Annotated in this window: 19 protein-coding genes and 1 tRNA gene; 12 read left to right on the forward strand and 8 right to left on the reverse strand. The window is 70.5% G+C overall.

Annotated elements, in window-relative coordinates:
- Positions 1-88: 88 nt before the first annotated feature.
- Entirely contained in the window at positions 89-1,570 is a 1,482-nt protein-coding gene (locus M8I34_RS28540; protein ID WP_250054056.1) for a sensor histidine kinase, read from the reverse strand.
- A 156-nt stretch (positions 1,571-1,726) separates the two neighbouring features.
- Here M8I34_RS28540 and M8I34_RS28545 point away from each other — a divergent pair, with 156 nt between their 5' ends.
- From M8I34_RS28545 to M8I34_RS28575, 7 genes are all read left to right on the forward strand, one after another.
- Positions 1,727-2,581, forward strand: coding sequence for a hypothetical protein (locus M8I34_RS28545; RefSeq protein WP_250054058.1), 855 nt, complete (start codon positions 1,727-1,729; stop codon positions 2,579-2,581).
- Positions 2,582-2,610: 29 nt separating this feature from the next.
- Positions 2,611-2,682, forward strand: a tRNA-Gln gene (locus M8I34_RS28550).
- Between the two features lie 131 nt (positions 2,683-2,813).
- Complete coding sequence (gene glmU / locus M8I34_RS28555) at positions 2,814-4,271, forward strand: bifunctional UDP-N-acetylglucosamine diphosphorylase/glucosamine-1-phosphate N-acetyltransferase GlmU (protein ID WP_250054061.1); 1,458 nt, start codon at positions 2,814-2,816, stop codon at positions 4,269-4,271.
- Positions 4,272-4,343: 72 nt separating this feature from the next.
- On the forward strand, positions 4,344-5,318 hold the full coding sequence (locus tag M8I34_RS28560; protein WP_006605140.1) for a ribose-phosphate diphosphokinase: 975 nt from the start codon (positions 4,344-4,346) through the stop codon (positions 5,316-5,318).
- A 208-nt stretch (positions 5,319-5,526) separates the two neighbouring features.
- On the forward strand, positions 5,527-6,123 hold the full coding sequence (locus M8I34_RS28565; RefSeq protein ID WP_250054063.1) for a 50S ribosomal protein L25/general stress protein Ctc: 597 nt from the start codon (positions 5,527-5,529) through the stop codon (positions 6,121-6,123).
- A 144-nt stretch (positions 6,124-6,267) separates the two neighbouring features.
- Positions 6,268-6,855, forward strand: a complete 588-nt coding sequence (gene pth, locus M8I34_RS28570; protein ID WP_250054065.1) for an aminoacyl-tRNA hydrolase — start codon at positions 6,268-6,270, stop codon at positions 6,853-6,855.
- Between the two features lie 79 nt (positions 6,856-6,934).
- Positions 6,935-7,459, forward strand: a complete 525-nt coding sequence (locus M8I34_RS28575; RefSeq protein WP_250054067.1) for a hypothetical protein — start codon at positions 6,935-6,937, stop codon at positions 7,457-7,459.
- Positions 7,460-7,526: 67 nt separating this feature from the next.
- Here M8I34_RS28575 and ppc read toward each other — a convergent pair whose 3' ends face one another.
- Positions 7,527-10,259, reverse strand: a complete 2,733-nt coding sequence (gene ppc, locus M8I34_RS28580; protein WP_250054213.1) for a phosphoenolpyruvate carboxylase — start codon at positions 10,257-10,259, stop codon at positions 7,527-7,529.
- A 333-nt stretch (positions 10,260-10,592) separates the two neighbouring features.
- On the opposite strand from ppc, the gene M8I34_RS28585 reads away from it, so the two are divergent.
- Positions 10,593-11,606: a fatty acid desaturase gene (locus M8I34_RS28585; RefSeq protein WP_250054074.1), complete on the forward strand. Its 1,014-nt coding sequence runs from the start codon at positions 10,593-10,595 to the stop codon at positions 11,604-11,606.
- Positions 11,607-11,628: 22 nt separating this feature from the next.
- Positions 11,629-12,312, forward strand: a complete 684-nt coding sequence (locus M8I34_RS28590; protein WP_250054076.1) for a TetR family transcriptional regulator — start codon at positions 11,629-11,631, stop codon at positions 12,310-12,312.
- A gap of 78 nt (positions 12,313-12,390) precedes the next feature.
- Here M8I34_RS28590 and M8I34_RS28595 read toward each other — a convergent pair whose 3' ends face one another.
- Together M8I34_RS28595 and M8I34_RS28600 are read right to left on the reverse strand one after the other, a co-directional pair.
- Positions 12,391-12,792, reverse strand: a complete 402-nt coding sequence (locus M8I34_RS28595) for a VOC family protein (RefSeq protein ID WP_250054078.1) — start codon at positions 12,790-12,792, stop codon at positions 12,391-12,393.
- Positions 12,793-12,853: 61 nt separating this feature from the next.
- Positions 12,854-13,678 (reverse strand): trans-aconitate 2-methyltransferase, encoded by an 825-nt coding sequence (locus M8I34_RS28600; protein WP_250054080.1) that lies wholly within the window; start codon positions 13,676-13,678, stop codon positions 12,854-12,856.
- Positions 13,679-13,842: 164 nt separating this feature from the next.
- On the opposite strand from M8I34_RS28600, the gene M8I34_RS28605 reads away from it, so the two are divergent.
- The 3 genes from M8I34_RS28605 (at position 13,843) to M8I34_RS28615 (ending at position 17,402) form a co-directional block, all read left to right on the forward strand.
- Positions 13,843-14,340: a MarR family winged helix-turn-helix transcriptional regulator gene (locus tag M8I34_RS28605; RefSeq protein WP_030082551.1), complete on the forward strand. Its 498-nt coding sequence runs from the start codon at positions 13,843-13,845 to the stop codon at positions 14,338-14,340.
- A gap of 195 nt (positions 14,341-14,535) precedes the next feature.
- Complete coding sequence (locus M8I34_RS28610) at positions 14,536-15,330, forward strand: SDR family NAD(P)-dependent oxidoreductase (RefSeq protein ID WP_250054082.1); 795 nt, start codon at positions 14,536-14,538, stop codon at positions 15,328-15,330.
- A 62-nt stretch (positions 15,331-15,392) separates the two neighbouring features.
- On the forward strand, positions 15,393-17,402 hold the full coding sequence (locus tag M8I34_RS28615) for a beta-galactosidase (protein ID WP_250054084.1): 2,010 nt from the start codon (positions 15,393-15,395) through the stop codon (positions 17,400-17,402).
- A 146-nt stretch (positions 17,403-17,548) separates the two neighbouring features.
- Here M8I34_RS28615 and M8I34_RS28620 read toward each other — a convergent pair whose 3' ends face one another.
- The 4 genes from M8I34_RS28620 to galT all read right to left on the reverse strand — a co-directional run bounded on the left by M8I34_RS28620 (position 17,549) and on the right by galT (position 21,851).
- On the reverse strand, positions 17,549-18,319 hold the full coding sequence (locus M8I34_RS28620; RefSeq protein ID WP_250054086.1) for a response regulator transcription factor: 771 nt from the start codon (positions 18,317-18,319) through the stop codon (positions 17,549-17,551).
- Positions 18,320-18,589: 270 nt separating this feature from the next.
- Positions 18,590-19,786, reverse strand: coding sequence for a galactokinase (gene galK, locus M8I34_RS28625; RefSeq protein WP_250054088.1), 1,197 nt, complete (start codon positions 19,784-19,786; stop codon positions 18,590-18,592).
- Positions 19,786-20,760 (reverse strand): UDP-glucose 4-epimerase GalE, encoded by a 975-nt coding sequence (galE, locus tag M8I34_RS28630; protein WP_250054090.1) that lies wholly within the window; start codon positions 20,758-20,760, stop codon positions 19,786-19,788. The genes galK and galE overlap by 1 nt, the downstream gene beginning before the upstream one ends.
- Positions 20,757-21,851: a galactose-1-phosphate uridylyltransferase gene (galT, locus tag M8I34_RS28635; RefSeq protein ID WP_250054092.1), complete on the reverse strand. Its 1,095-nt coding sequence runs from the start codon at positions 21,849-21,851 to the stop codon at positions 20,757-20,759. The genes galE and galT overlap by 4 nt, the downstream gene beginning before the upstream one ends.
- Positions 21,852-22,078 lie beyond the last annotated feature (227 nt).

Consider the following 22,078-nt stretch of genomic DNA (forward strand, 5'->3'; position numbering starts at 1 on the left):
CCACAGACGCCACCGGGGCCCCACCCCACACAACCAACCCCGCCCCCGCCGAAGGCGGGAAAAGAACAACAGCAAGAAAAACGGCGGCTCACCCGGCAACGTGGGAAACAGCCCCAAGAGGCAAGACCGCAGAGACGCGGAAGCCACCCGCCTCCGTCGGACCCGAGACGAACACACCGCCCAGCGCCGTCACCCGCTCCCGCATCCCCACCAGGCCGTTGCCGCCGCTCGGCAGACCCGCATCGGCCGCGCCACCCTCGCAGGGCCCGTTCTCCACCTGGACGGCGAGCTCGCCGTCCCGGTGCGCCAGCCGCACCCGCGCCCGCGCGCCCGGCGCATGCTTGTGCACATTCGTGAGCGCTTCCTGGACCACGCGATACACGGTCCGCTCCACCCGCGCCGCATACCGCCGCCCGTCAACAGCCGCCGCCTCCCCCTCGGCGGACTCGTCCACCATCAGCTCGACGACCATCCCGGCCGCCCGGGACTGCCCCACCAGATCCGCCAGCTCCGTCAGACACGGCCCCTCGGCATCCGCGTCCCCCGCACCCGGCACCGACGACTCCGCCCCGGCAACGGAAGATCCGGCCGACGAAGACGCGGCCGAAGCCCCCTCCGCCGACGGCTCCGGAATCCGCGCCTGCACCGTCGCCTGCGCCCCCGCCCGGGACGCCACCGCCGCCAGCCGCTCCGGCGCGCCCGACGCCGCGGTGCCACGCCCCGACGCCCCGTCGGCCGTACGCAACACCCCCAGCATCTCCCGCAGCTCCGTCAGCGCCTGGCGCCCCATGTCGCCGACCAGCCCCGCGTTCTTCGACGCCTTCTCCGGATCCTTCAACGCCACCGCCTGAAGCGCGGCCGCATGCACCACCATCAGACTCACCCGGTGCGCGACCACATCGTGCATCTCCCGAGCGATCCGGGTCCGCTCCTCATTACGGGCCCACTCGGCCCGCTCCTCGGCCCGGTCCGCCAGCAACGACAGCTCGCGCTCCAGACCGTCCGCCCGCTCCCGCAGGCTCTCCACCAGCCGCCGCCGGGCCGCGATGTACAGACCCCACAACACCGGCGGCGCCGTCAGCACCAGGCCCACCGCCAGCGCCATCAGCGGCACGAACCACATCGGCGGATGGAAATCCTGCTGTGTCGCGACGTCCTCCCGCAGCGTGAGGAAGGTCGTCACCAACGTCCCCACGACCGTCATGCCCGCCAGCAAACCCGTGATCCGGCGCGGCACATCCGACGCGGCGAGCGTGTACAGCCCCACCACACTCAGCAGCCCGCCCATCTCCGCAGGCATCACCGCGATCGAGACCAGCACCACCACCACAGGCCACCGCCGGCGCACCAACAACACCGGCCCCGCGAGCAGGCCGAGCAGCATCCCCAGCAGCTCGGGCACCTGCGCCTCATGCGCGAAATTCGCGCCCTCCACGACACATTCCAACGCGGAAGCGACCGCCAGAAACACATCCAGCACGGCGCTCCGCCGCCGGGCCCACCACCACGGCCCGTTACTCACCGGCGCACCCCGCGCGCCCACACCTTCACTTGCCCCCGTCGCGGTCATACCGCCCAGCCTACGGGCGCCCGCCCCCGATTCCCCGACCCAATACCGGTCACGGATCAGGCCCATTACCAGCCCTTACCGCCGGTTATCCCTCGAACTGTTGAATCGCCCACATTTTCGCCTCTTCGGCACACCTGGGCGCGGCACCCTGTTCCCATGCCGAACACCCATCGGAATCACCCCGACTACGAGGCGTTACGCCCCCAGGCCGTCGCCCTGCGCCGCGCCGGCCTCAGCCGCCGCCAGATCCGCGACCGCCTCCACGTCCACAACAACGACATCCTCAACCGCCTCCTCGAAGGCATCCCCGCCCCCGACTGGACCCGCCGCCCGAACGCCAAGGACGACCTGCGCGAACGGGCCCGCGCGCTGCGGAAGGAGGGCAGGACCTACGACGAGATCCAGGTCGAGCTGGGCTGCTCGAAGAGCTCGATCTCATTGTGGGTACGGGACCTGCCGAAGCCGCCGCCCCGAACCCCGGAAGAGGCTTCGGCCATCGCCCGGCGAGGCTGGGAGGCGACCCTCAAGCGGCGCGACGAAGCCCGCCAACAAACCAAGGCCGATGCCACACGAGAAATCGGCGCCCTCTCGGACCGCGATCTGTTCATCGCCGGCGTGGCCCTCTACTGGGCGGAAGGCACAAAGGACAAGCCGTACGCCCGACGGGAGGGCGTCACCTTCGTCAACAGCGACCCAAATGTGATCCGGCTCTACCTGGCCTGGTTGAACCTGCTCGACGTGGAACCGGAACGAGTCGGCTACCGAGTAATGATCCACCGCACCGCCGACGTGGCAGCCGCCGAGCAGTACTGGGCCGATCTTGTCGGCGTGCACGTGACCGCACTCCACAAGACCACCATCAAAAAACACAACCCCAAGACCGTCCGCAAGAACGCCGGAGACGCCTACCACGGCTGCCTGGTGATCCGAGTCCTGCAAAGCGCTGACCTATACCGTCGCATCGAGGGCTGGTGGTACGGCATAGTGTTGGGTGCCGAGCGGCCAGCCTGACGGAATGTCCGGTTTGGAAGCTTATACACTCCCCTGTGGTGTAATGGGCAACACGGGTCACTTTGGATGATTTGTTCCAGGTTCGAGTCCTGGCAGGGGAGCTCACATCCCACGGGCAAATTTCGGGTCCTGACTACCAAGTCAGGACCCGCCCGCGTTTCGGCTGCTATACGCACCGGTATCCTTCGGGTGACCACCACCCGAAGTAGCCAAGAAGCCGAAGGGCATCCCCGTGAGCGCCAACCGCCCGGCAGCCGTCGTCGTTCTCGCAGCGGGTGAGGGCACCCGCATGAAGTCGGCGACCCCGAAGGTCCTGCACGCCCTCTGTGGCCGCTCCCTCGTCGGACATGTCGTCGCCGCCTCCCGAGAGCTGGATCCCGAGCATCTCGTCGTGGTCGTCGGCCATGCCCGTGAGCAGGTGCAGGCGCATCTCTCCGAGATCGACCCCGCCGCGCACACCGCGGTGCAGCACGAGCAGAAGGGCACCGGCCACGCGGTCCGTACGGCCCTGGACGAGCTGAGCAACAGCGGTGTCGCCCTCGACGGCACCGTGATCGTCGTCTGCGGTGACACCCCGCTGCTGACCGGCGAGACCCTCCGGCTGCTCAGTGACACGCATGCGGCGGACGGCAATGCCGTGACCGTCCTGTCCGCCGAGGTCCCCGACTCCACCGGCTACGGGCGCATCGTGCGCGAGGCGGGCACCGGCGCGGTGACCGCGATCGTCGAGCACAAGGACGCGACGGCCGGCCAGCGCGCGATCCGTGAGATCAACTCGGGGGTCTTCGCCTTCGACGCGCGGCTGCTCGTGGATGCGCTCGGCAAGGTGCGTACGGACAACAGCCAGGGTGAGGAGTACCTCACCGATGTGCTGGGGATCGTGCGGGAGGCCGGGCACCGGGTCGGTGCGGCGGTGTCGGCCGATCACCGGGAGATTCTGGGGATCAACAACCGTGTGCAGCTGGCGCAGGCGCGCCGGCTGCTGAACGACCGGCTGGTGGAGCGGGCGATGCTGGCCGGTGTGACGGTGGTGGATCCGGCGTCGACGTGGGTGGACGTGTCGGTGACGTTCGAGCCGGATGCGACGGTCCACCCGGGTACGCAGCTGCTCGGTGCCACGCATATCGCGACGGGTGCCGAGGTGGGTCCGCAGTCGCGGCTGACGGATACGTCGGTGGGTGCGGGTGCGGTGGCGTCGTTCACGGTGGCCGAGGGTGCGCGTATCGGTGAGGGTGCGAGTGTCGGTCCTTATGCGTATCTGCGGCCGGGGACGGATCTGGGTCCGAAGGCGAAGGCCGGTACGTACGTGGAGATGAAGAACGCGTCGATCGGTGAAGGCACGAAGGTGCCGCATCTGTCCTATGTGGGCGATGCCACGATCGGTGAGTTCTCCAATATCGGTGCGGCGAGTGTATTTGTGAACTACGACGGTGAGGCCAAACACCACACGACGGTCGGGTCGCATTGCAAGACGGGGTCGGACAACATGTTTGTGGCTCCGGTCACGGTCGGGGACGGCGCTTATACGGCGGCCGGCTCGGTCATCACCAAGGATGTGCCCCCGGGTTCGCTGGCGGTCGCGCGTGGCCAGCAGCGGAATATCGAGGGTTGGGTCGCGCGTAAGCGGCCCGGAAGCGCCGCCGCGCAGGCGGCTTCGGCTGCTCGTCAGGATTCCGAGGACGAGCGGTGATCGTGCAAGGGGTGCGCCGTGCGGGGCGTACCGTGATGAACGCACGCAAACTGTGATTCGAGGAGATTTGCTGTGACCGGGATCAAGACGACCGGCGAGAAGAAGCTCATGCTCTTCTCCGGCCGCGCCCACCCCGAGCTGGCGGAGGAGGTCGCGCATCAGCTGGGTGTGGGCCTGGTCCCGACGAAGGCTTTCGACTTCGCCAACGGTGAGATCTATGTCCGTTATCAGGAGTCGGCGCGTGGCGCGGATTGCTTTTTGATTCAGAGCCACACGGCTCCGATCAATAAGTGGATCATGGAACAGCTCATCATGATCGATGCGCTGAAGCGTGCTTCGGCGCGGAGCATCACGGTGGTCGTGCCGTTCTACGGTTATGCGCGGCAGGACAAGAAGCACCGTGGCCGTGAGCCGATTTCGGCGCGGCTGATCGCGGATTTGATGAAGACCGCGGGTGCGGACCGTGTGGTGACCGTGGATCTGCACACGGATCAGATCATGGGCTTCTTCGACGGTCCTGTGGATCATCTGTTTGCGCTTCCGGTCCTTGCGGACTACGTGGGCGCAAAGGTGGACCGCGACAAGCTGACGGTGGTGTCGCCGGACGCGGGCCGGGTGCGGGTCGCGGACCGTTGGTGTGACCGTCTGGGTGCGCCGCTGGCGATCGTGCACAAGCGGCGTGACAAGGACGTGGCGAATCAGGTCACCGTGCACGAGGTCGTCGGTGATGTGAAGGACCGGGTGTGTGTCCTGGTCGACGACATGATCGACACCGGTGGCACGATCTGTGCGGCGGCGGATGCGCTGTTCGCGAATGGTGCGTCGGATGTGATCGTGACGGCGACGCACGGTGTGCTGTCGGGTCCGGCGGCGGACCGGCTGAAGAATTCGAAGGTGAGCGAGTTCGTGTTCACGAATACGCTGCCGACGCCTTCGGAGCTGGAGCTGGACAAGATCACGGTGCTGTCGATGGCGCCGACGATCGCCCGTGCGCTGCGTGAGGTGTTCGAGGACGGTTCGGTGACGAGCCTCTTCGAGGAGCAGTGAGCTGACGGCGGCGGGCCGGTCTGTGACGTAGTCCGGCGCTGATCGACTTTGGGGCGGCCTTCCGGCCGGGTAGACTCATCGAGTTGCTCGGCGAGGGAGGCCGCCCTTTTGTGGTGGCTGTCCGTTATCGACGCGCTCTTCGTAGCAGGTCTGTCGTGGGCCGGGTGACGCCCACCAGAGGTTTTTCTGCGATACGAGGAGTGCTGTCATGGCTGAGGTCAAGCTCACCGCTGAGGTTCGTACCGACTTCGGTAAGGGTGCCGCGCGCCGTGCGCGCCGCGCCGACCTGGTCCCCGCGGTTATTTACGGTCACGGCGAGGAGCCGCAGCACGTGGCGATCCACAACCACGCGCTGATGATGGCCCTGAAGACGCCGAACGCGCTGATCCGCCTGGAGTTCGACGGCAAGAACGAGCTGGTCATCCCGAAGGCCGTGCAGCGTGAGGCGATCCGCCAGTTCCTGGTGCACGTGGACTTCCTGGCCGTGAAGAAGGGCGAGAAGGTCTCCGTCGAGGTGCCGATCCACGTCGAGGGTGACCTGGCCCCGGGCCAGCACATCCTGGAGCACGTCCTGAACGCGCTGCCGATCGAGGCCGAGGCGACCCACATTCCGGAGTCGGTCACGGTGTCCGTCGAGGGCCTGGAGGCGGGCGCTTCGGTGCTGGCCAAGGACATTGCCCTGCCGAAGGGTTCGTCGCTGGGCGTGGAGGACGACGCGGTCGTGCTCCAGGTCGTCGCGGCGCAGGCCGAGGCGCCGGCCGAGGAGGCCGCCGAGGGCGAGGGTGCCGAGGGCTCCGAGGCCTGATTCGTTTTGCGCTGAGGCAGGTTCTCAGCGAGTGGTCCAGCCGCTGCCGCGCGCCGTTCGGGTGCGGGGTGGCGGTTGGGCTGTTTCATGGGCAGTTGCGGTCGGGGCCGGCGGGGTGTGCCGGCGGATGTGGGAGTGGCTGAGATGGCGGACGCTGATCCGTGGCTGGTGATGGGGCTGGGTAATCCGGGCCCGGAGTATGCGCGTAATCGCCACAATGTGGGCTTCATGGTGGCGGATTTGCTGGCGGAGCGGATGGGGGGCCGTTTCAAGGCGCACAAGGCGCGGGCGCAGGTGGTGGAGGGGCGTTGTGGTGCGCCGGGTTTGTCGAGTCGTCGTGTCGTGGTCGCGAAGCCGTTGTCCTTCATGAATCTGTCGGGTGGGCCGACGACGGCGTTGCGGGATTTCTACAAGGTGCCGGTCGGCAACATCATTGCGATTCATGATGAGTTGGATATCGACTACGGTGCGTTGCGGCTGAAGCTGGGCGGCGGTGACAACGGCCATAACGGTTTGAAGTCGATCACGAAGTCGCTGGGTGCGGAGTATCACCGGGTGCGGTTCGGGATCGGGCGTCCGCCGGGTCGTATGCAGGTGGCGGATTTTGTGCTGAAGGACTTTTCCTCTGCCGAGCGGCGCGAGCTGGATTACTTCGTGGACCGTGCCGCGGATGCGGTGGAGACGTTGATCGTGGACGGTTTGGAACGGGCGCAGAGTACGTACAACACCTGAATGGGACAGTGCGGGTCAGGCTCTGACGAACCGTTGTCCGAGGTTGACCGGGTGCGGGTTATGGCCAAGGATCGCCGCCATGCCCAGAAGCAGTACGCGCACCAGTTCGGTCAGACGCAGCCGTACCCGTCGGGTCGGTGAGAGCGCCTATGGGGCGTTGCTTCTTGCCAGGACGGGGTTGATGGGTCTGCTGGCGTTGCTCCTGCTGGTGGCGGGGGTGTGGACGTCGTGGCACACGGCGCAGTACGCGATGCTCGTCAAGGCGCGGGAGCGCGGAATGATGACGGTGTCGGCGTGTGAGAGCGAGCGGTGCACCGGCTCGTATGTGCCGACGGGGGGCGATGGCCGGCGGCGGGCGAGGGTGACGATCGTGCAGGCGGCGGCGCCGGACAAGGGCGAGCGGGTCGAGGTGACGGTCAAGCCGGGGACGACGCAGGCGGTGCGGACCGGGTCGGCCGGGATATTGCATGCGTGGGTGCCGTTCGCGGGGTCGTTGCTGCTGGCGGCGCTGGTGGTGGCCGGGGGGATGCGGCTGCGGCGTACGGCGTGGGTGATGGGGTTGTTGGGGGCGGTGTTGTTGGGCGCGGCGTTCGCCGCGCTGTAGGGCACGTACGACGGCGGCCCGTCCTCCCACCGGGGAGGACGGGCCGCCGTCGTGTGCGGGGGTGGCGTCAGCCGGTGTTGCGCAGTCCGGCGGCGACGCCGTTGACGGTGAGCAGCAGGGCTCGGGCGAGGACGGGGTCGGCCTCCTCGCCGCGCTCGGCGGCGCCGCGCTGGCGGTCCAGCAGCGAGACCTGGAGGTAGGAGATCGGGTCGAGGTAGGCGTCGCGGATGTGGAAGGTCTGGCGCAGGACCGGGTTGGATTCGAGGAGTTCCTTCTCCCCGGTGACGCGCAGGACCTCGGCGACGGTGAGTTCGTGTTCGGCCTTGATGACGTCGAAGACGTGCTTGAGCTCGTCGGGCACGAGGGTGTCGACGTAGTGCTGGGCGATTCGCAGGTCGGTCTTGGCCAGCGTCATGGTGACGTTGGACAGGAAGTTGCGGAAGAAGTGCCAGTGCTCGTGCATTTCGTCCAGGACGCTGTCGAGTCCGGCTTCGCGGGCGGCCTTGAGGCCGGTGCCGACGCCGTACCAGCCGGGGACGATCTGGCGGGACTGGGTCCAGCCGAAGACCCAGGGGATGGCCCGCAGTCCGTCGAGGCCGGCTCCGGAGTCGGGGCGGCGCGAGGGGCGCGAGCCCAGGTGGAGTTCGGCGAGCTGGTCGACGGGGGTGGAGGCGAAGAAGTACGCGGGCAGGTCGGGGTCCTCGACCAGGCGCCGGTAGGAGCCGTGGGCCGCCTCGGAGACGGTTTCCATGGCGGCGTCCCAGCGGGCCAGGGCCTCGTCGGACTGCCGGGGCTCGGTGTGCAGGGCGGAGGCCTGGAGGGTGGCGGCGACCGTCAGTTCCAGGTTCTCCCGCGCCAGCGACGGCACCAGGTACTTGTCGGAGATGACCTCGCCCTGTTCGGTGACCTTGATCTCGCCTTCGAGGGTCCCGTAGGGCTGGGCGAGGATCGCGTCGTGGGAGGGGCCGCCGCCGCGGCCGACGGTGCCGCCGCGGCCGTGGAAGAGGCGCAGCCGTACGCCGTGGCGGTGGGCGACGTCGCGCAGCAGGCGCTGGGCGCGGTGGATCTCCCACTGGGAGGTGGTGATGCCGCCGAACTTGGAGGAGTCGGAGTAGCCGAGCATGACCTCCTGGACGTCGTCGCGCAGGGCGACCAGGCGCCGGTAGGAGGGGTCGGAGAGCATCTCGTCGAGGAGCTGGTCGGCGATCTTCAGCTCGTCGGTGGTCTCCAGCAGCGGCACGATGCCGACCTTGGCCCAGCCGGCGTGCAGGTCGATCAGTCCGGCCTCGCGGGCGAGGACGGCGGCGGCGAAGACGTCGTCGGAGCCGGCGCACATGGAGATGATGTAGGACTCGATGACCTCGGGGCCGAAGGTCTCCTTGGCCTTGAGGATGGTGCGGAAGACGCCGAGGGTCTTGGCGCCGGCCTCGTCGAGGGGGGCGGGGGTGGGTGCCAGCGGGCGGCGGGAGCGCAGTTCCTTGGCGAGGAGCTTGCGGCGGTAGTCGCGCGGCATGTCCACATAACGCCAGGATTCTTCGCCGAGACGGTCGAAGAGCTGGCCGAGCGCGTGGTGGTGGGCGTCGGCGTGCTCGCGGATGTCCATGGTGGCGAGCTGGAGGCCGAAGGCGGCGATGGTGCGCAGGGTGCGCTCCAGGCGGCCGTCGGCGACCAGGCCGCCGCGGTGCTCGCGCAGCGAGGTCTGGATGAGGGCCAGGTCGTCGAGGAGTTCGGTGGTGCCGAGGTAGTCGCGGCCGGGGACGTGGGGGGTGTCGCCGGCGAGGCGCTCGCGGGTGTTGACGAGCTTCTGCCGGATGCAGGTCGCCTTGAGCCGGTAGGGCTCCTCGCTGTTCAGCCGCTTGTAGCGGGGGCTGATCTCGGGGAGGAGGTCGAGGTCGCGCTGGAGGGATTCCAGCAGCTCGTCGGTGGCGCCGCAGTTGCGGATGGAGTTGGACAGGGCACCGCGCAGCTCGTCGATGTGCTCCAGGGCGTCGGTGATGCCGTGCTCGTGCTGGAGGAGCAGGACGTCCCAGGTGACCTGCGGGGTGACGTTGGGGTTGCCGTCGCGGTCGCCGCCGATCCAGGTGCCGAAGGTGAGCGGGCGGGTGCCGGCGGGCAGCTCGGTGCCGGCCCGCTCCAGCTCGGCGGCGAGGTCCTCCAGGACGTCACCGACGGCGCCGCGGCCCAGCTCGTCGAGGTAGTAGATGGCGTTGCGGGCCTCGTCGGTGGGCTCGGGGCGGGCGACGCGCAGCTCGTCCGTCTGCCAGATGAGGTCGATGTTCTCGGCCAGGCGGAGGTCGGCGCGGCGGCGCTCGGGGTCCGCGCTGTCCAGCAGCTCGGCGACCTTGCGGAGCTTGGTGAGGACGGAGCGCCGGGCGGCCTCGGTGGGGTGCGCGGTGAAGACGGGGCGGACACCGAGGTGGCGGGCGGTCTCGCGCAGGTGCTCGGGGTCGGCGTCCTTGAGCATGTCGGCGGTGCGGGCGAGGATGCCGCCCTCGGCGGCGCGCTTGGCGCCCAGCTCACGGCCGCGGTGGACCTGCTCGGTGACGTTCGCGAGGTGGAAGTACGTGGAGAAGGCGCGCACCAGCTTGGCGGCCGTGGCCAGGTCCGTGTCGCCCAGCAGCCGGGCCGCGGCCTCGCCGTCGGAGCGGGTCAGGGCGCGGACCCGCTCGACGAGGTCGAGGAGCTCGTGCCCCTCCTGCCGGACGAGGGTTTCGCCGAGGAGGTCGCCGAGGCGGCGGATGTCGGCGCGCAGGGCGATGTTGTCGCTCGGGCCGGAGTCGGGGCTCTCGACGGAGGCGATCTCGGCCGGAGTGTTGTCGGCACGGCTCACGGGTGCGGCTCCTTGCAGCGATCAGGGGCGTCGCGCCGCGGCTCGGGAGGGGTGGCGGCGGGCGACGCGTGGGCAGGTCTGATGGCGGGCGGGTGCGGACCGCGCTGTCCGACGTTCCCCAGGATAGGTCTGCCCAGTGTCAGCGGATCACACCGTCCGCTGGGTGGGCATCTGCGTCGCAGGTGGGAGGTGTGGCGCCTGTCACGGCCTTGCCCGGGGCGACGGCACTGCCATACTTACGAGACCGTAGGTTACGGTCCCGTAGCCGTAGCCGTGCCCCCGAGCCCCCCGACGAGGGACACCATGACCGCTCGACCCGAAGCCGTAGAAGATCCCCCGATTCCTGCTGATTCATCCGTCGGCCCGGCCGCCGGCGCTCCGGCGTCGTCCGCGACGCTGGGCGGCGAGCAGCGCCGGTCGGTCGAACAGATCACGCTCCTGCTCTTCATCACCGTCCCGTTCGTGGCGCTGGTCGCCGCGGTCCCGCTGGCCTGGGGCTGGGGGGTGAGCTGGCTGGATCTGGGACTGATGGTGGCGATGTACTACATCGGCTGCCACGGCATCACGATCGGCTTCCACCGCTACTTCACGCATGGCGCGTTCAAGGCGAAGCGGCCGCTGCGGATCGCCCTCGCGATCATGGGGTCGCTGGCCGTCGAGGGACCGCTGGTGCGTTGGGTGGCGGACCACCGCAAGCACCACAAGTTCTCCGACGCCGAGGGCGACCCGCACTCCCCGTGGCGCTTCGGCGAGACGGTGCCGGCCCTGATGAAGGGCCTGTGGTGGGCGCACATCGGCTGGATGTTCGACGAGGAGCAGACCTCGCAGCAGAAGTACGCACCGGACCTGATCAGGGACGGTGCGATCCGTACGATCTCCCGCCAGTTCGTCCTGTGGACGACGGTGTCGCTGATGATCCCGCCGGTGGTGGGCGGTCTGGTGACATGGTCCTGGCAGGGCGCGCTGACCGCGTTCTTCTGGGGCTCCCTGGTGCGCGTCGCGCTGCTGCATCACGTCACGTGGTCGATCAACTCCATCTGCCATGCGGTCGGCAAGCGCCCCTTCAAGTCCCGCGACCGCTCGGGGAACGTGTGGTGGCTGGCCGTCCTGTCCTGCGGCGAGTCCTGGCACAACCTGCACCACGCGGACCCGACCTGTGCCCGGCACGGCGTGCTGAGGGGGCAGCTGGACTCCAGCGCCCGGTTGATCCGCTGGTTCGAGAAGGCGGGCTGGGCGTATGACGTCCGGTGGCCGGATGCGTCGCGGATCGATGCCCGGCGCGCGGAGGTGGCCGCCGGGGGTGCCTCTCGGCGGTAGCCGGGGAAGGCATGATTGACGGGTGGCGATCGACGACAGCAGCGCGAGCAACAGCAAGGGCAAGCACTCCCCCGCGAGCACGCGGCGGGCCCGCAGGGTCCGGATGACCGGGGCGGAGCGCCGGGAGCAGCTGCTGGACATCGGTCGCACGCTCTTCGCCGAGCGGGGCTACGAGGGAACCTCCGTGGAGGAGATCGCCGCGAAGGCCGGCGTTTCCAAGCCGGTGGTCTATGAGCACTTCGGCGGCAAGGAAGGCCTCTACGCGGTGGTCGTGGACCGCGAGATGCGGCAGCTGCTGGACATGGTGACCGGCGCACTGACCGCCGGCCATCCCCGCGAACTCCTCGAACAGGCGGCGTTCGCGCTGCTCGACTACATCGAGACCTTCACCGACGGTTTCCGCATCCTGGTCCGCGATTCGCCCGTGGCCCAGTCGACGGGCACGTTCGCCTCGCTCATCAGCGATATCGCGACCCAGGTCGAGGACATCCTGGGCCTGGAGTTCAAGGCCCGGGGCTTCGACCCGAAACTGGCCCCGATGTATGCGCAGGCCCTGGTCGGCATGGTGGCGCTGACCGGCCAGTGGTGGGTGGACACCCGTAAGCCGAAGAAGGCCGAAGTGGCGGCCCATCTGGTGAACCTGGCCTGGCACGGGCTGGGCAATCTGGAGGCGAAGCCGCGGTTGATAGGGCATCGGAAGAACTGAGCGACCGGGCCGGTGCACGGCCCTGATCGCGCGGGGCCGACGGCACGGTTTCCGTTCCGCGGGCCGGGGCCCGGACGGTCAGCCCTGCGGCTCCAGGAATTCCAGCCGGTTGCCGGCCGGGTCGACCGAGTAGAAGCGCCGGTGGCCCGGCAGATGGTCGTCCCAGGTGACGGTGGCGCCCCCGGCGGTCAGCCGGGCGGCGAAGGCGTCGATGCCGTGGACGCGGATGCCGGGGTGGGCTTTCTTCGCGGGGCGGAAGTCCGCCTCGATGCCCAGGTGCAGCCTGGCCGTACCGGCCTCGAACCATCCCCCAAGCTCTCGGCTTCGCTTGAGCAGGGGGGACCCCCATCCGCCACGGGCCGCGAGCGCCGCCGGCTTCGGGATCTCCGTCATGCCCAGGAGGTCCGCGTAGTAGGCGCGCAGGGCGTCTTCGGTGCCGGGGGGCGCGGCGAGCTGGATGTGGTCGAGGCCGGTGATCACGGCGGGGTCACCTCGGAGGGGATGGGCCGGAGTGCGGCGGCGGGCAGGCGGGCGGCAGGTGTCAGCCGGCCGCCGGTTTCCGGGCGACGGCGAAGATGCGGCGGAACGGGAAAACGGTGCCGTGGGGGCCCGTGGGGTAGGCCTGGCGGAGGGCGTCGCGGTATTCGGCAAGGAAGGCGTCGCGGGCGGCCGGGTCGTTCTCCAGGGCGGTCAGCACGGGGCGCAGTGCAGTGCCCTTGACCCAGTCGAGGACCGGGTCGTCGCCCTCCAGGAGCTGGACGTAGGTGGTTTCCCATACGTCCGCGGCGCAGCCGAGGTCGGTGAGGCGTTCCAGGTAGTCGGCCGGTTCGAGGATGTGGATGAAGCGGCGGCCGTGGGTGGTGAGCCGTTCGCGCCACTGGGGGGCGTCGCACAGCTCGCCGAGGAGGGCGTGACTGGGCGAGGTGAAGTTGCCGGGGACCTGGAAGGCGAACGTGCCGCCGGGGGCGAGGGCCTCGATCCAACGGGCGAAGGATTCCGGGTGGTTGGGGACCCACTGGAGCGCCGCGTTGGAGACGATCAGGTCGTAGGTTTCCTCGGGCGCCCAGTCGGCGGCGTCGGCGAGGGCGAAGTCGAGGTGGCCGCCGCCCGGGGTGAAACCGGCGTGGTTCTCGGCCTCCTTGAGCATCTCCGGGGAGTTGTCGTATCCGGTGATGTGCGCATCGGGCCAGCGTGCGGCGAGCAGGGCGGTGACGTTTCCGGGGCCGCAGCCGAGGTCGGCGATACGGGCGGGGCGGCCGGGCCGGGGGAGGCCGGGTATCCGGGTGAGAAGGTCGTGGAAGGGGCGGGTACGGTGCCCGGAGTGGCGGAGGTATTGCTGCGGATCCCAGGTTGGTGCGTCATGCATGATCGAAACCCCTTTGCCGATGCAGGGCTGACTCAAGGCTGGCACGGTCGGATTCGGGCCGTCTCGGCTGGAAACCGAGCCCCCGCCGACGATGCCCATAGTCCAGGGAAATATATCTCGACGTCAAGAGACTTCATGTCGACAGACCCTCTACACTGATCGTCATGGAGGACGAGGTCGATCGACTGGTCGCAGCATGGCGCCGCGAGCGCCCGGACCTCGACGTGGAACCACTTGAGGTGCTCAGCCGGGTCTCCAGGCTGGCCAGACACCTGGACCGGGCCCGCCGTATCGCCTTTTCCGAGGTGGGGCTGGAGCCCTGGGAGTTCGATGTGCTCACCGCGCTGCGGCGCGCCGGAGCGCCCTATCAGCTCTCCCCCGGGGCGCTGCTGACGCAGACACTGGTGACCTCGGGGACGATGACCAACCGCATCGACCGGCTCGCCAAGAAGGACCTCGTCGAGCGGCTGCCCGACCCCAGTGACCGGCGCGGAGTGCTGGTCAGGCTGACGGCCGAGGGCCGTGACAAGGCCGACCAGTCGCTGGCCGGGCTGCTGATCCAGGAGCGTGCCATCCTCGCCGAGCTCTCCCGTCAGCAGCGCGGTGAACTGGCCGGGCTGCTGCGGCGGTTGACCGGGCCGTTCGACAACATCCCGGGGTAACGGGCGTCCGCGGCGCCCGCTGCCGGCCGCGGATGCGACGGGTGCGACGGGTGCGAAAAACCGCGTGCCGGGGAAACGGCGTGCGCCGTATTTGACGGCGCGTAAGCGGAGTGCGCGCGCCCCCTGAATCTGCGCGCGCCCCTCTCCTACCGCGTCCCCTTGCCCGCCGCTCGTCCTGTGGGCTTGGATCGCGCCATGAGCCAGCAGCGCGCATCGCATCCGGCGAACGGCCCGTACGGCAAGCGGTTCGAGGGGCGCACGGTCCTGGTGACCGGGGCCGCCGCCGGGATCGGAGCGGCCACCGCCGACCGGCTGGCGGCCGAGGGCGCCGGCGTCCTGCTGCTGGACATCGACGACGCACGCGGCGAACACACCGCGCGACGCATCCGGGCGGCCGGCGGCCGGGCCTCGTACGAGCACTGCGATGTGGCGGGCGAGGACGACTGGCGGCGCGCGGTCGAGGCCGCGCGGCAGCGCTACGGTCCGGTGGACGGGCTGGTCAGCAACGCCTTTCTGCCCTCTGCCGCGGCCGCCGACCGCACCCCGCTCACCGACTGGGACCGTCAGCTCGCGGTCAATCTCACCGCCTCGTTCCTCGGCGTGCGCGCCGCCCTGGAGGATCTGCGGGCGCGCGCGGGCGCGGTGGTGCTGACCTCGTCGGTGCATGCGCTGATCGGGCTGCCGGGACGGCCCGCGTACGCCGCGGCCAAGGCCGGGCTGACCGGCCTGGGCCGCCAGCTGGCCGTCGAGTACGGGCCGGAGGTACGGGTCAACAGCGTGCTGCCGGGCCCCGTTCTGACGGCGGCCTGGGACGGTATCGGCGAGGAGGAACGGCAGGCCAGCGCCGCGGAGACGGCGGCGCGGCGGCTGGGGCGGCCCGAGGAGGTCGCCGCCGCCATCGCCTTTCTGCTGTCGGCCGAGGCGTCCTTCGTCACGGGCGCGAGCCTCGTCGTCGACGGCGGCTGGAGCGTGTACAAGAACTCTTCGTGAGCCGACCCTGCTGACGGCGGGGCCGCTGCGCCCCGTCCGGGCTTCGATCCTTAGGGGGATCCATGGGCATCCATTTCGGCGGCGACTACAACCCCGAGCAGTGGCCCGAGGAGGTGTGGGCCGAGGATCTGAAGCTGATGAAGGCGGCCCAGGTCACCATGGTCACCGCCGGGATCTTCTCCTGGGCCAGGGTCGAACCCCGGCCCGACGCCTGGGACTTCGGCTGGTTCGACCGCATCATGGACGGGCTGGCGGGCGCCGGAATCGCCGTCTGTCTGGCGACCATGACGGCCTCGCCCCCGCCGTGGCTCTCCCGCGCACACCCCGAGATCCTGCCCGAGGACGCGGACGGCCGGCGCCGCTGGCCCGGCGGCCGGCAGCACTACTGCCCCTCCAGCCCCGTCTACCGCGCCCACGCCGTACGCCTCGCTGAGCAGCTCGCCACCCGCTACGCCGGCCATCCGGCGCTCGCCCTGTGGCACGTCGGCAACGAATACGGCTGCCACACCCGCCAGTGCTACTGCGAGGTGTCGGCCGACGACTTCCGGCGCTGGCTGCGCGCACGCTACGGCAGCGTCGACGCGCTCAACGCCGCCTGGTCGACGGCCTTCTGGTCACAGGCGTACGGCGACTTCGACGAGGTGCTGCCGCCGCGCACCGCGCCCACCTTCCCCAACCCCGCCCAGCAGCTGGACTATCTGCGCTTTGGTGACGAGGCCCTGCGCGCCTGCTACCTGGCCGAAAAGGCGGTGCTGGAGCGCGTGACCCCCCACATTCCGGTCACCACCAATCTGATGCCGCAGCACAAGCCCGTCGACGCCTTCGCCTGGTCGGCGCACATGGACACGATGGCGCTGGACTTCTACCAGGACCCGCATGTGCCGGACGACCACATCCGGGCCGGCTATGTCTTCGACCTGATGCGCTCGGCGCGCTCCGGACAGCCCTGGATGCTGCTGGAACAGGCGCCCGGCGCGGTCAACTGGCGGCCCCGCAACGGCCCCAAGCCGCCCGGCGCGATGCGGCTGTGGAGCTGGCAGGCCGTCGCCCAGGGCGCGGACGCGGTGCTGTACTTCCAGTGGCGGCAGTCGCTGGGCGGCGCGGAGAAGTTCCACTCGGCGATGCTGCCGCACGGCGGGACCGACACCCGCATCTTCCGCGAAGTATCCGCTCTGGGGCGCGAGTTGGCGTCCGTGCCGGGCATCGAGGGGACCCGGTCGCGGGCCGAGGTGGCGCTGCTGGCGGACTGGCACAGCTGGTGGGCGCTGGAGCTGGACTCCAAGCCGTCGACCGCGCTGGACCACTCCCGTATCGCGCTGGATCACTACCGGCCGCTGTTCGAGGCGGGTGTGGCCTGCGACGTGGTCCCGCCGCAGCGTGAGCTGTCCGGCTACCGGCTCGTCGTGGCGCCCAATCTGTATCTGCTCACCGCGGACGACGCCCAGCGGCTGGCTTCCTACGTCCGCGACGGCGGGCAGCTGCTGGTGTCGTTCTTCTCCGGGATCGTCGACGCCCACGACCGGGTGCACCCCGGCGGCTGTCCGGCGCCGCTGCGGGAGCTGCTGGGACTGCGGGTGGAGGAGTTCTGGCCGCTGGACGAGGGGCGGTCGGTGGCGGTCGGCGACGGCGTCCGTACGGGACGGGCGGATCTGTGGTCGGAGGTCATCGACCTCGAAGGGGCCGAGGCGCTCGCCCACTTCACGGACGGGGACCTCGCCGGCCGGCCCGCGGTGACCCGGCACGCCTACGGGCGGGGCACGGTCTGGTACGTCGGCACCCGGCTCGATGCCGCGCTGATGCGGGCCCTGCTGGACGACGTACGGGCGGCGGCCGGGGTGGCGCCCGTCCTGCCGGGGCTGCCGGAGGGCGTCCAGGCCACCGTCCGCGAGGGCGCCGGCGGGCGCTATGTCTTCCTGCTCAACCACGGGGCGCAGACCGTCGAGGTCGGGCTGCCGGCGCCGATGCGGGATGCGCTGGCGGCGGACACGACGGGCGGGGGCGGGGCCGGGCCCGTCGACCGGGTCACGCTGGGCGCCCTGGGTGTGGCCGTGCTGACGGAGCCCGGCGCGTAGGACACTTGGGGCACTTGCGCGCTCGCGGGCAGGGTGCGGCGCGGGTGGCCGGGTGGGGCGCGGGGTGGCCCGCGGGGTCGTCACCCGGCCGTCGGCCACCTGGCCGTCGGTCACCCGGCTCTCGTTCCCTCCGGCCCGTCAGCCCCTCACGGCACCGGCACCGAGGCCGCCGCGGCCGCCGCCTCCAGCTCGACCGGGCCGATCCCGGCCCGGCGGGCCAGCGCGACCGCCGCGAGGGTGGAGTGCACCCCGAGCTTGCCGAGCACATTCTGCATATGCGTACGGACCGTGTGCGGGGAGAGGAACAGCCGCTCGGCGACCGCCTTGCGGCCCAGGCCCGCCACCATGCAGCGCAGCACCTCGCGCTCGCGCGGGGTCAGCGACTCCACCAGCCGCTCGCTCTCGGAACGGTGCTTGCGGGCCGCCGTCAGCTCCCGCAGCACACCGGTCAGCAGCGCGGGCGGCAGATGCGTCTCGTCCCGCAACACCCCGCGGATCACGGCGAGCAGCCGGGAGAGCGAGCAGTCCTTGGCCACCCAGCCGGAGGCACCGGCTTGCAGCGCGGCCGCCGCGCGGCGCGGATCGTCGCGGTCGGCGAGGACGACCGTGCGCAGATACGGATGGCTGGTGCGCAGGCCGGAGACCAGCGCGATGCCGTCCCGCGGGACGGCGCGCGGCACGGCCTCGCGGGGCGCCCCCTGCGCGGGCACCGCGAGCAGCGGCGCGGCGAGGTCGGCGTCGGCGAGCAGCACGTCGAACCGGCGGCCGTCGGTGACCGCACGGTCCAGATTGCGCAGCGCCGCGGGAGCGCTGCCCGCGGCCGCGACGTCCACGTCCTGTTCCGCGGCGAGCGCGGCCGCCAGGGATTCGGCGAAGATGCGGTGGTCGTCGACCACCAGAACCCGGATGCGTTGCACAGAGACCCCCTGTCCCGGTGAACGGACCATAGCGGGCACGACGCCAGGATTGAAGATCGCCTCAGCCGCACGGCCGCCGCCGTGCCGACATGACTACCCCACCCCGGGCGCCGTACCCGAACGGTCTCGCCCCCTGATCGGCACCGGCCCCCACCGGTGCAGGCTCCCAGCGTACGGACGGGTTGCGGCAAGGGAAGGTGATTGACGAAACTGCTCCCTCACCCGGGCCGTTCGGCGCCGCCGCGGTGGCCGCGCGCCGCCCGGCGCGCCCTACTCGACGCGGTGTGCCCCCGCGCTCGGGACCGCCTCGAAGATCCGCGGGGCGGCATGGCCGGCCGCCGCGAAGGCCTCGGTGACCGCCGCGCCGACGGCCGTGGCGCCGTCCTCCTCGACGAGCACGATCGCCGAGCCGCCGAAGCCGCCGCCGGTCATCCGGGCCCCCAGGGCGCCCGCCGCGTGGGCGGTGTCGACGGCGAGGTCGAGTTCACGGCAGGAGATCTTGAAGTCGTCGCGGAGCGAGGCGTGGCCGGCCGTCAGCAGCGGGCCGATGGCGCGGGTGCGGCCCGCGTCGAGCCGGGCGATGACCTCTTCGACCCGGTGGTTCTCGGTGACGATGTGCCGGACGAGGGCCTGGACGACGGGCTCGTCGGCCAGCTTGTCGAGCGCCTCCGGCAGTTGCGCGTACGGCACATCGCGCAGGGCACGCACCCCGAGCGCCCGCGCGCCGCGCTCGCAGCCGGCGCGCCGCTCCGCGTATGCGCCGTCCCCCAGCTCGTGCTTCACCCGGGTGTCCACGACGAGGAGCCGCAGCCCCTCCCCCGCGAGGTCGAACGGGATCTGGCGCCGGGTGAGGTCGCGGGTGTCGAGGAACAGGGCATGGCCCTCGGTGCAGCAGGCCGCGGCGGTCTGGTCCATGATCCCGCAGGGCACGCCGACGAAGGCGTTCTCGGCCCGCTGGGCGAGCTGGGCCAGCCGCTGCGGCTCCTGGCCCAGCGCATACAGATCGTTGAGGGCGAGCGCGGTGACAATCTCCAGGGCGGCGGAGGAGGAGAGTCCGGCGCCGGTGGGCACCGTGCTGTCGTAGTGCAGATCCGCGCCGCCGACGGGCAGTCCGGCCTCCCGCATCGCCCAGACGACACCGGCCGGGTAAGCGGCCCAGCCTCCTTGGGGAGCCGGCCGCAGCTCGTCGATGCGCAGTTCGACGATGCCGCCGTCGGCGCCGCCGGAGTGCAGCCGCAGCACCCCGTCGGTGCGGGCCGAGGCGGCGGCGAGGGTGGTGTGCGGGAGGGCGAGCGGCATCACGAAACCGTCGTTGTAATCGGTGTGTTCACCGATCAGGTTGACCCGGCCGGGCGCCGCCCAGGTGCCCGTGGGGGCGGCGCCGTACACCGCGGCGAATTCGTCCGCGGTGTACTGGGCACCGTGCGGGCGCCCGGTGGCCGGGGTGGCGGCTCCGTGAGCGGTCATCAGGACTCCTTCGTCCGGTCGAGGTGCTGCGCGAACTGCCAGGCGTCGGCGACGATTTCCGCGAGGTCGGCGCGGCTGGGCCGCCAGCCGAGGCGGTCGATGGCGGCCTTGGCGGAGGCCACCAGCACGGCCGGGTCGCCGCCGCGGCGCGGGGCGGTGACCTCGGGGATGGGGTGCCCGGTGACCTTGCGGACGGTCTCGATGACCTCGCGGACGGAGAAGCCGTTGCCGTTGCCGAGGTTGCAGATCAGGTGCTCACCGGCGGTGGCGGCGTCGAGGGCGAGGAGGTGGGCCTCGGCGAGGTCGGCGACGTGGATGTAGTCGCGGACGCAGGTGCCGTCGGGGGTGGGGTAGTCCTCGCCGAAGACGGAGATCGCCTCGCGCTTGCCCTGGGCGACCTGGAGGACGAGCGGGATGAGGTGCGACTCGGGGTCGTGGCGCTCGCCGCAGCTGCCGTAAGCGCCGGCGACGTTGAAGTAGCGCAGCGAGACGGCGGCCAGTCCGTGGGCCGCGGCCTCACCGCTGATCATGTGGTCGACGGCGAGCTTGCTGGCGCCGTACGGGCTGGTGGGCGCGGTCTCGGCGGACTCGGTGATCGGGGTGGACTTCGGCTCGCCGTAGGTGGCGGCGGTGGAGGAGAAGACCAGGGTGCGGACGCCGGCGTCGCGCATCGCGGCGAGCAGGTCCATGGTGCCGCCGACGTTGTTGCGCCAGTACTTCTCGGGGTCCACGACGGACTCGCCGACCTGGGAGAAGGCGGCGAAGTGCAGCACCGCGTCGTAGGAGGGGTCGAGCCACTTCACGGCGTCCTGGATGCGGCCCTCGATGAAGCGGGCACCGGCAGGGACGCCCTCGCGGTGTCCGGTGGACAGGTCGTCCAGCACGGTCACCTCGTGACCGGCCTGGAGCAGATGCGCCGCAACGACGCTGCCGACATATCCCGCACCGCCCGTGACCAGGTACTTCTTGCTCACTTGCTCGCTACCTCTCGCAGTCGCTCGGCCGCGGCCTCCGGCGGCACATCATTGATGAACACATTCATGCCGGATTCGGAACCCGCGAGAAACTTCAGCTTGCCGGAAGTGCGGCGAATGGTGAAAAGCTCGAGGTGAAGTGCAAATTCGCCGCGGTGCCCGGCGTGCAGCGGCGCCTGGTGCCAGGCGGCGATGTACGGCGTACGGGCGGCGCCGGCCGCCCGGGGACCGCGATCCCCGCCCCCTTCCTGCCCACCGTCCCGCCCACCGAAAATCCGGTCGAAGCGCCGCAAGACTTCCAGATAGATCTGTGGGAATTCTGTGCGCGCGGCGTCGTCGAGGGCGAGCAGGTCGGGGACCCGGCGCTTGGGGTAGAGGTGCACCTCGTAGGGCCAGTGGGCGGCGTACGGGACGAAGGCCACCCAGTGCTCGCCTTCGAGGACGATGCGGCGGCCGTCGGCCAGCTCGTCGGCGACCACCTCGTCGAAGAGGTTGCCCCCGCCGGTGGCCTCGTGGTGTGCGGCGAGCGAGGTGAGCATGCGCGCGGTGCGCGGGGTGACGAAGGGGTACGCGTAGATCTGCCCGTGCGGGTGGCCGAGGGTGACGCCGATCTCGGCGCCGCGGTTCTCGAAGCAGAAGACCTGTTCCACGCCCGGGAGTTGGGACAGCTCCGCGGTGCGGTCGGTCCAGGCATCCAGGACCAGGGCGGCCTGCTCCTCGGTGAGGTCGGCGAAGGAGGCGTCGTGGTCGGGGGTGAAGCAGACGACCTCGCAGCGGCCGCTGTCGCCGGCGAGGGACGGGAAGCGGTTCTCGAAGACAGCGACGTCGTAGTCGGCGGCGGGGATCTCGGAGTGCCTGCCGTCACGGGAGGGGCACAGCGGGCACTCGTCGGCCGGCGGGTGGTAGGTGCGGGCCTGGCGGTGCGAGGCGATGGCGACGGAGTCGCCGAGGAGCCGGTCGTGGCGGATCTGGGAGGCGGTGGCCACGGGGTCGAGGGGGCGGTGGTCGACCGCCTCGCGTACGACGTCGTCGCGCGAGTCGTAGTAGATGAGCTCCCGGCCGTCCGCCAGCCGGGTCGACGTCTTCTTCACGGGAGCTCCTCACCCTCCTACCAAACACAAACAAACACAATGAAGCACAACTAAACAGTTGCGTCAACGCCGGGGCCTCGCCGGGCCCTCACAGAAACGCCAGGGTGGCATTCGCGACATTCCCGTCACCCCGATCACGAATGAACAACTGAACCAAACAAAAGTATTCAGTTTCGCGAGGACCGCGCGTACGTTTTTGTGCGTTCCGATCGCACAAAGATGTGTCC

Origin of the sequence: Streptomyces sp. MCA2, assembly GCF_023544705.1 — a bacterium.
Lineage (GTDB): Bacteria > Actinomycetota > Actinomycetes > Streptomycetales > Streptomycetaceae > Streptomyces > Streptomyces decoyicus.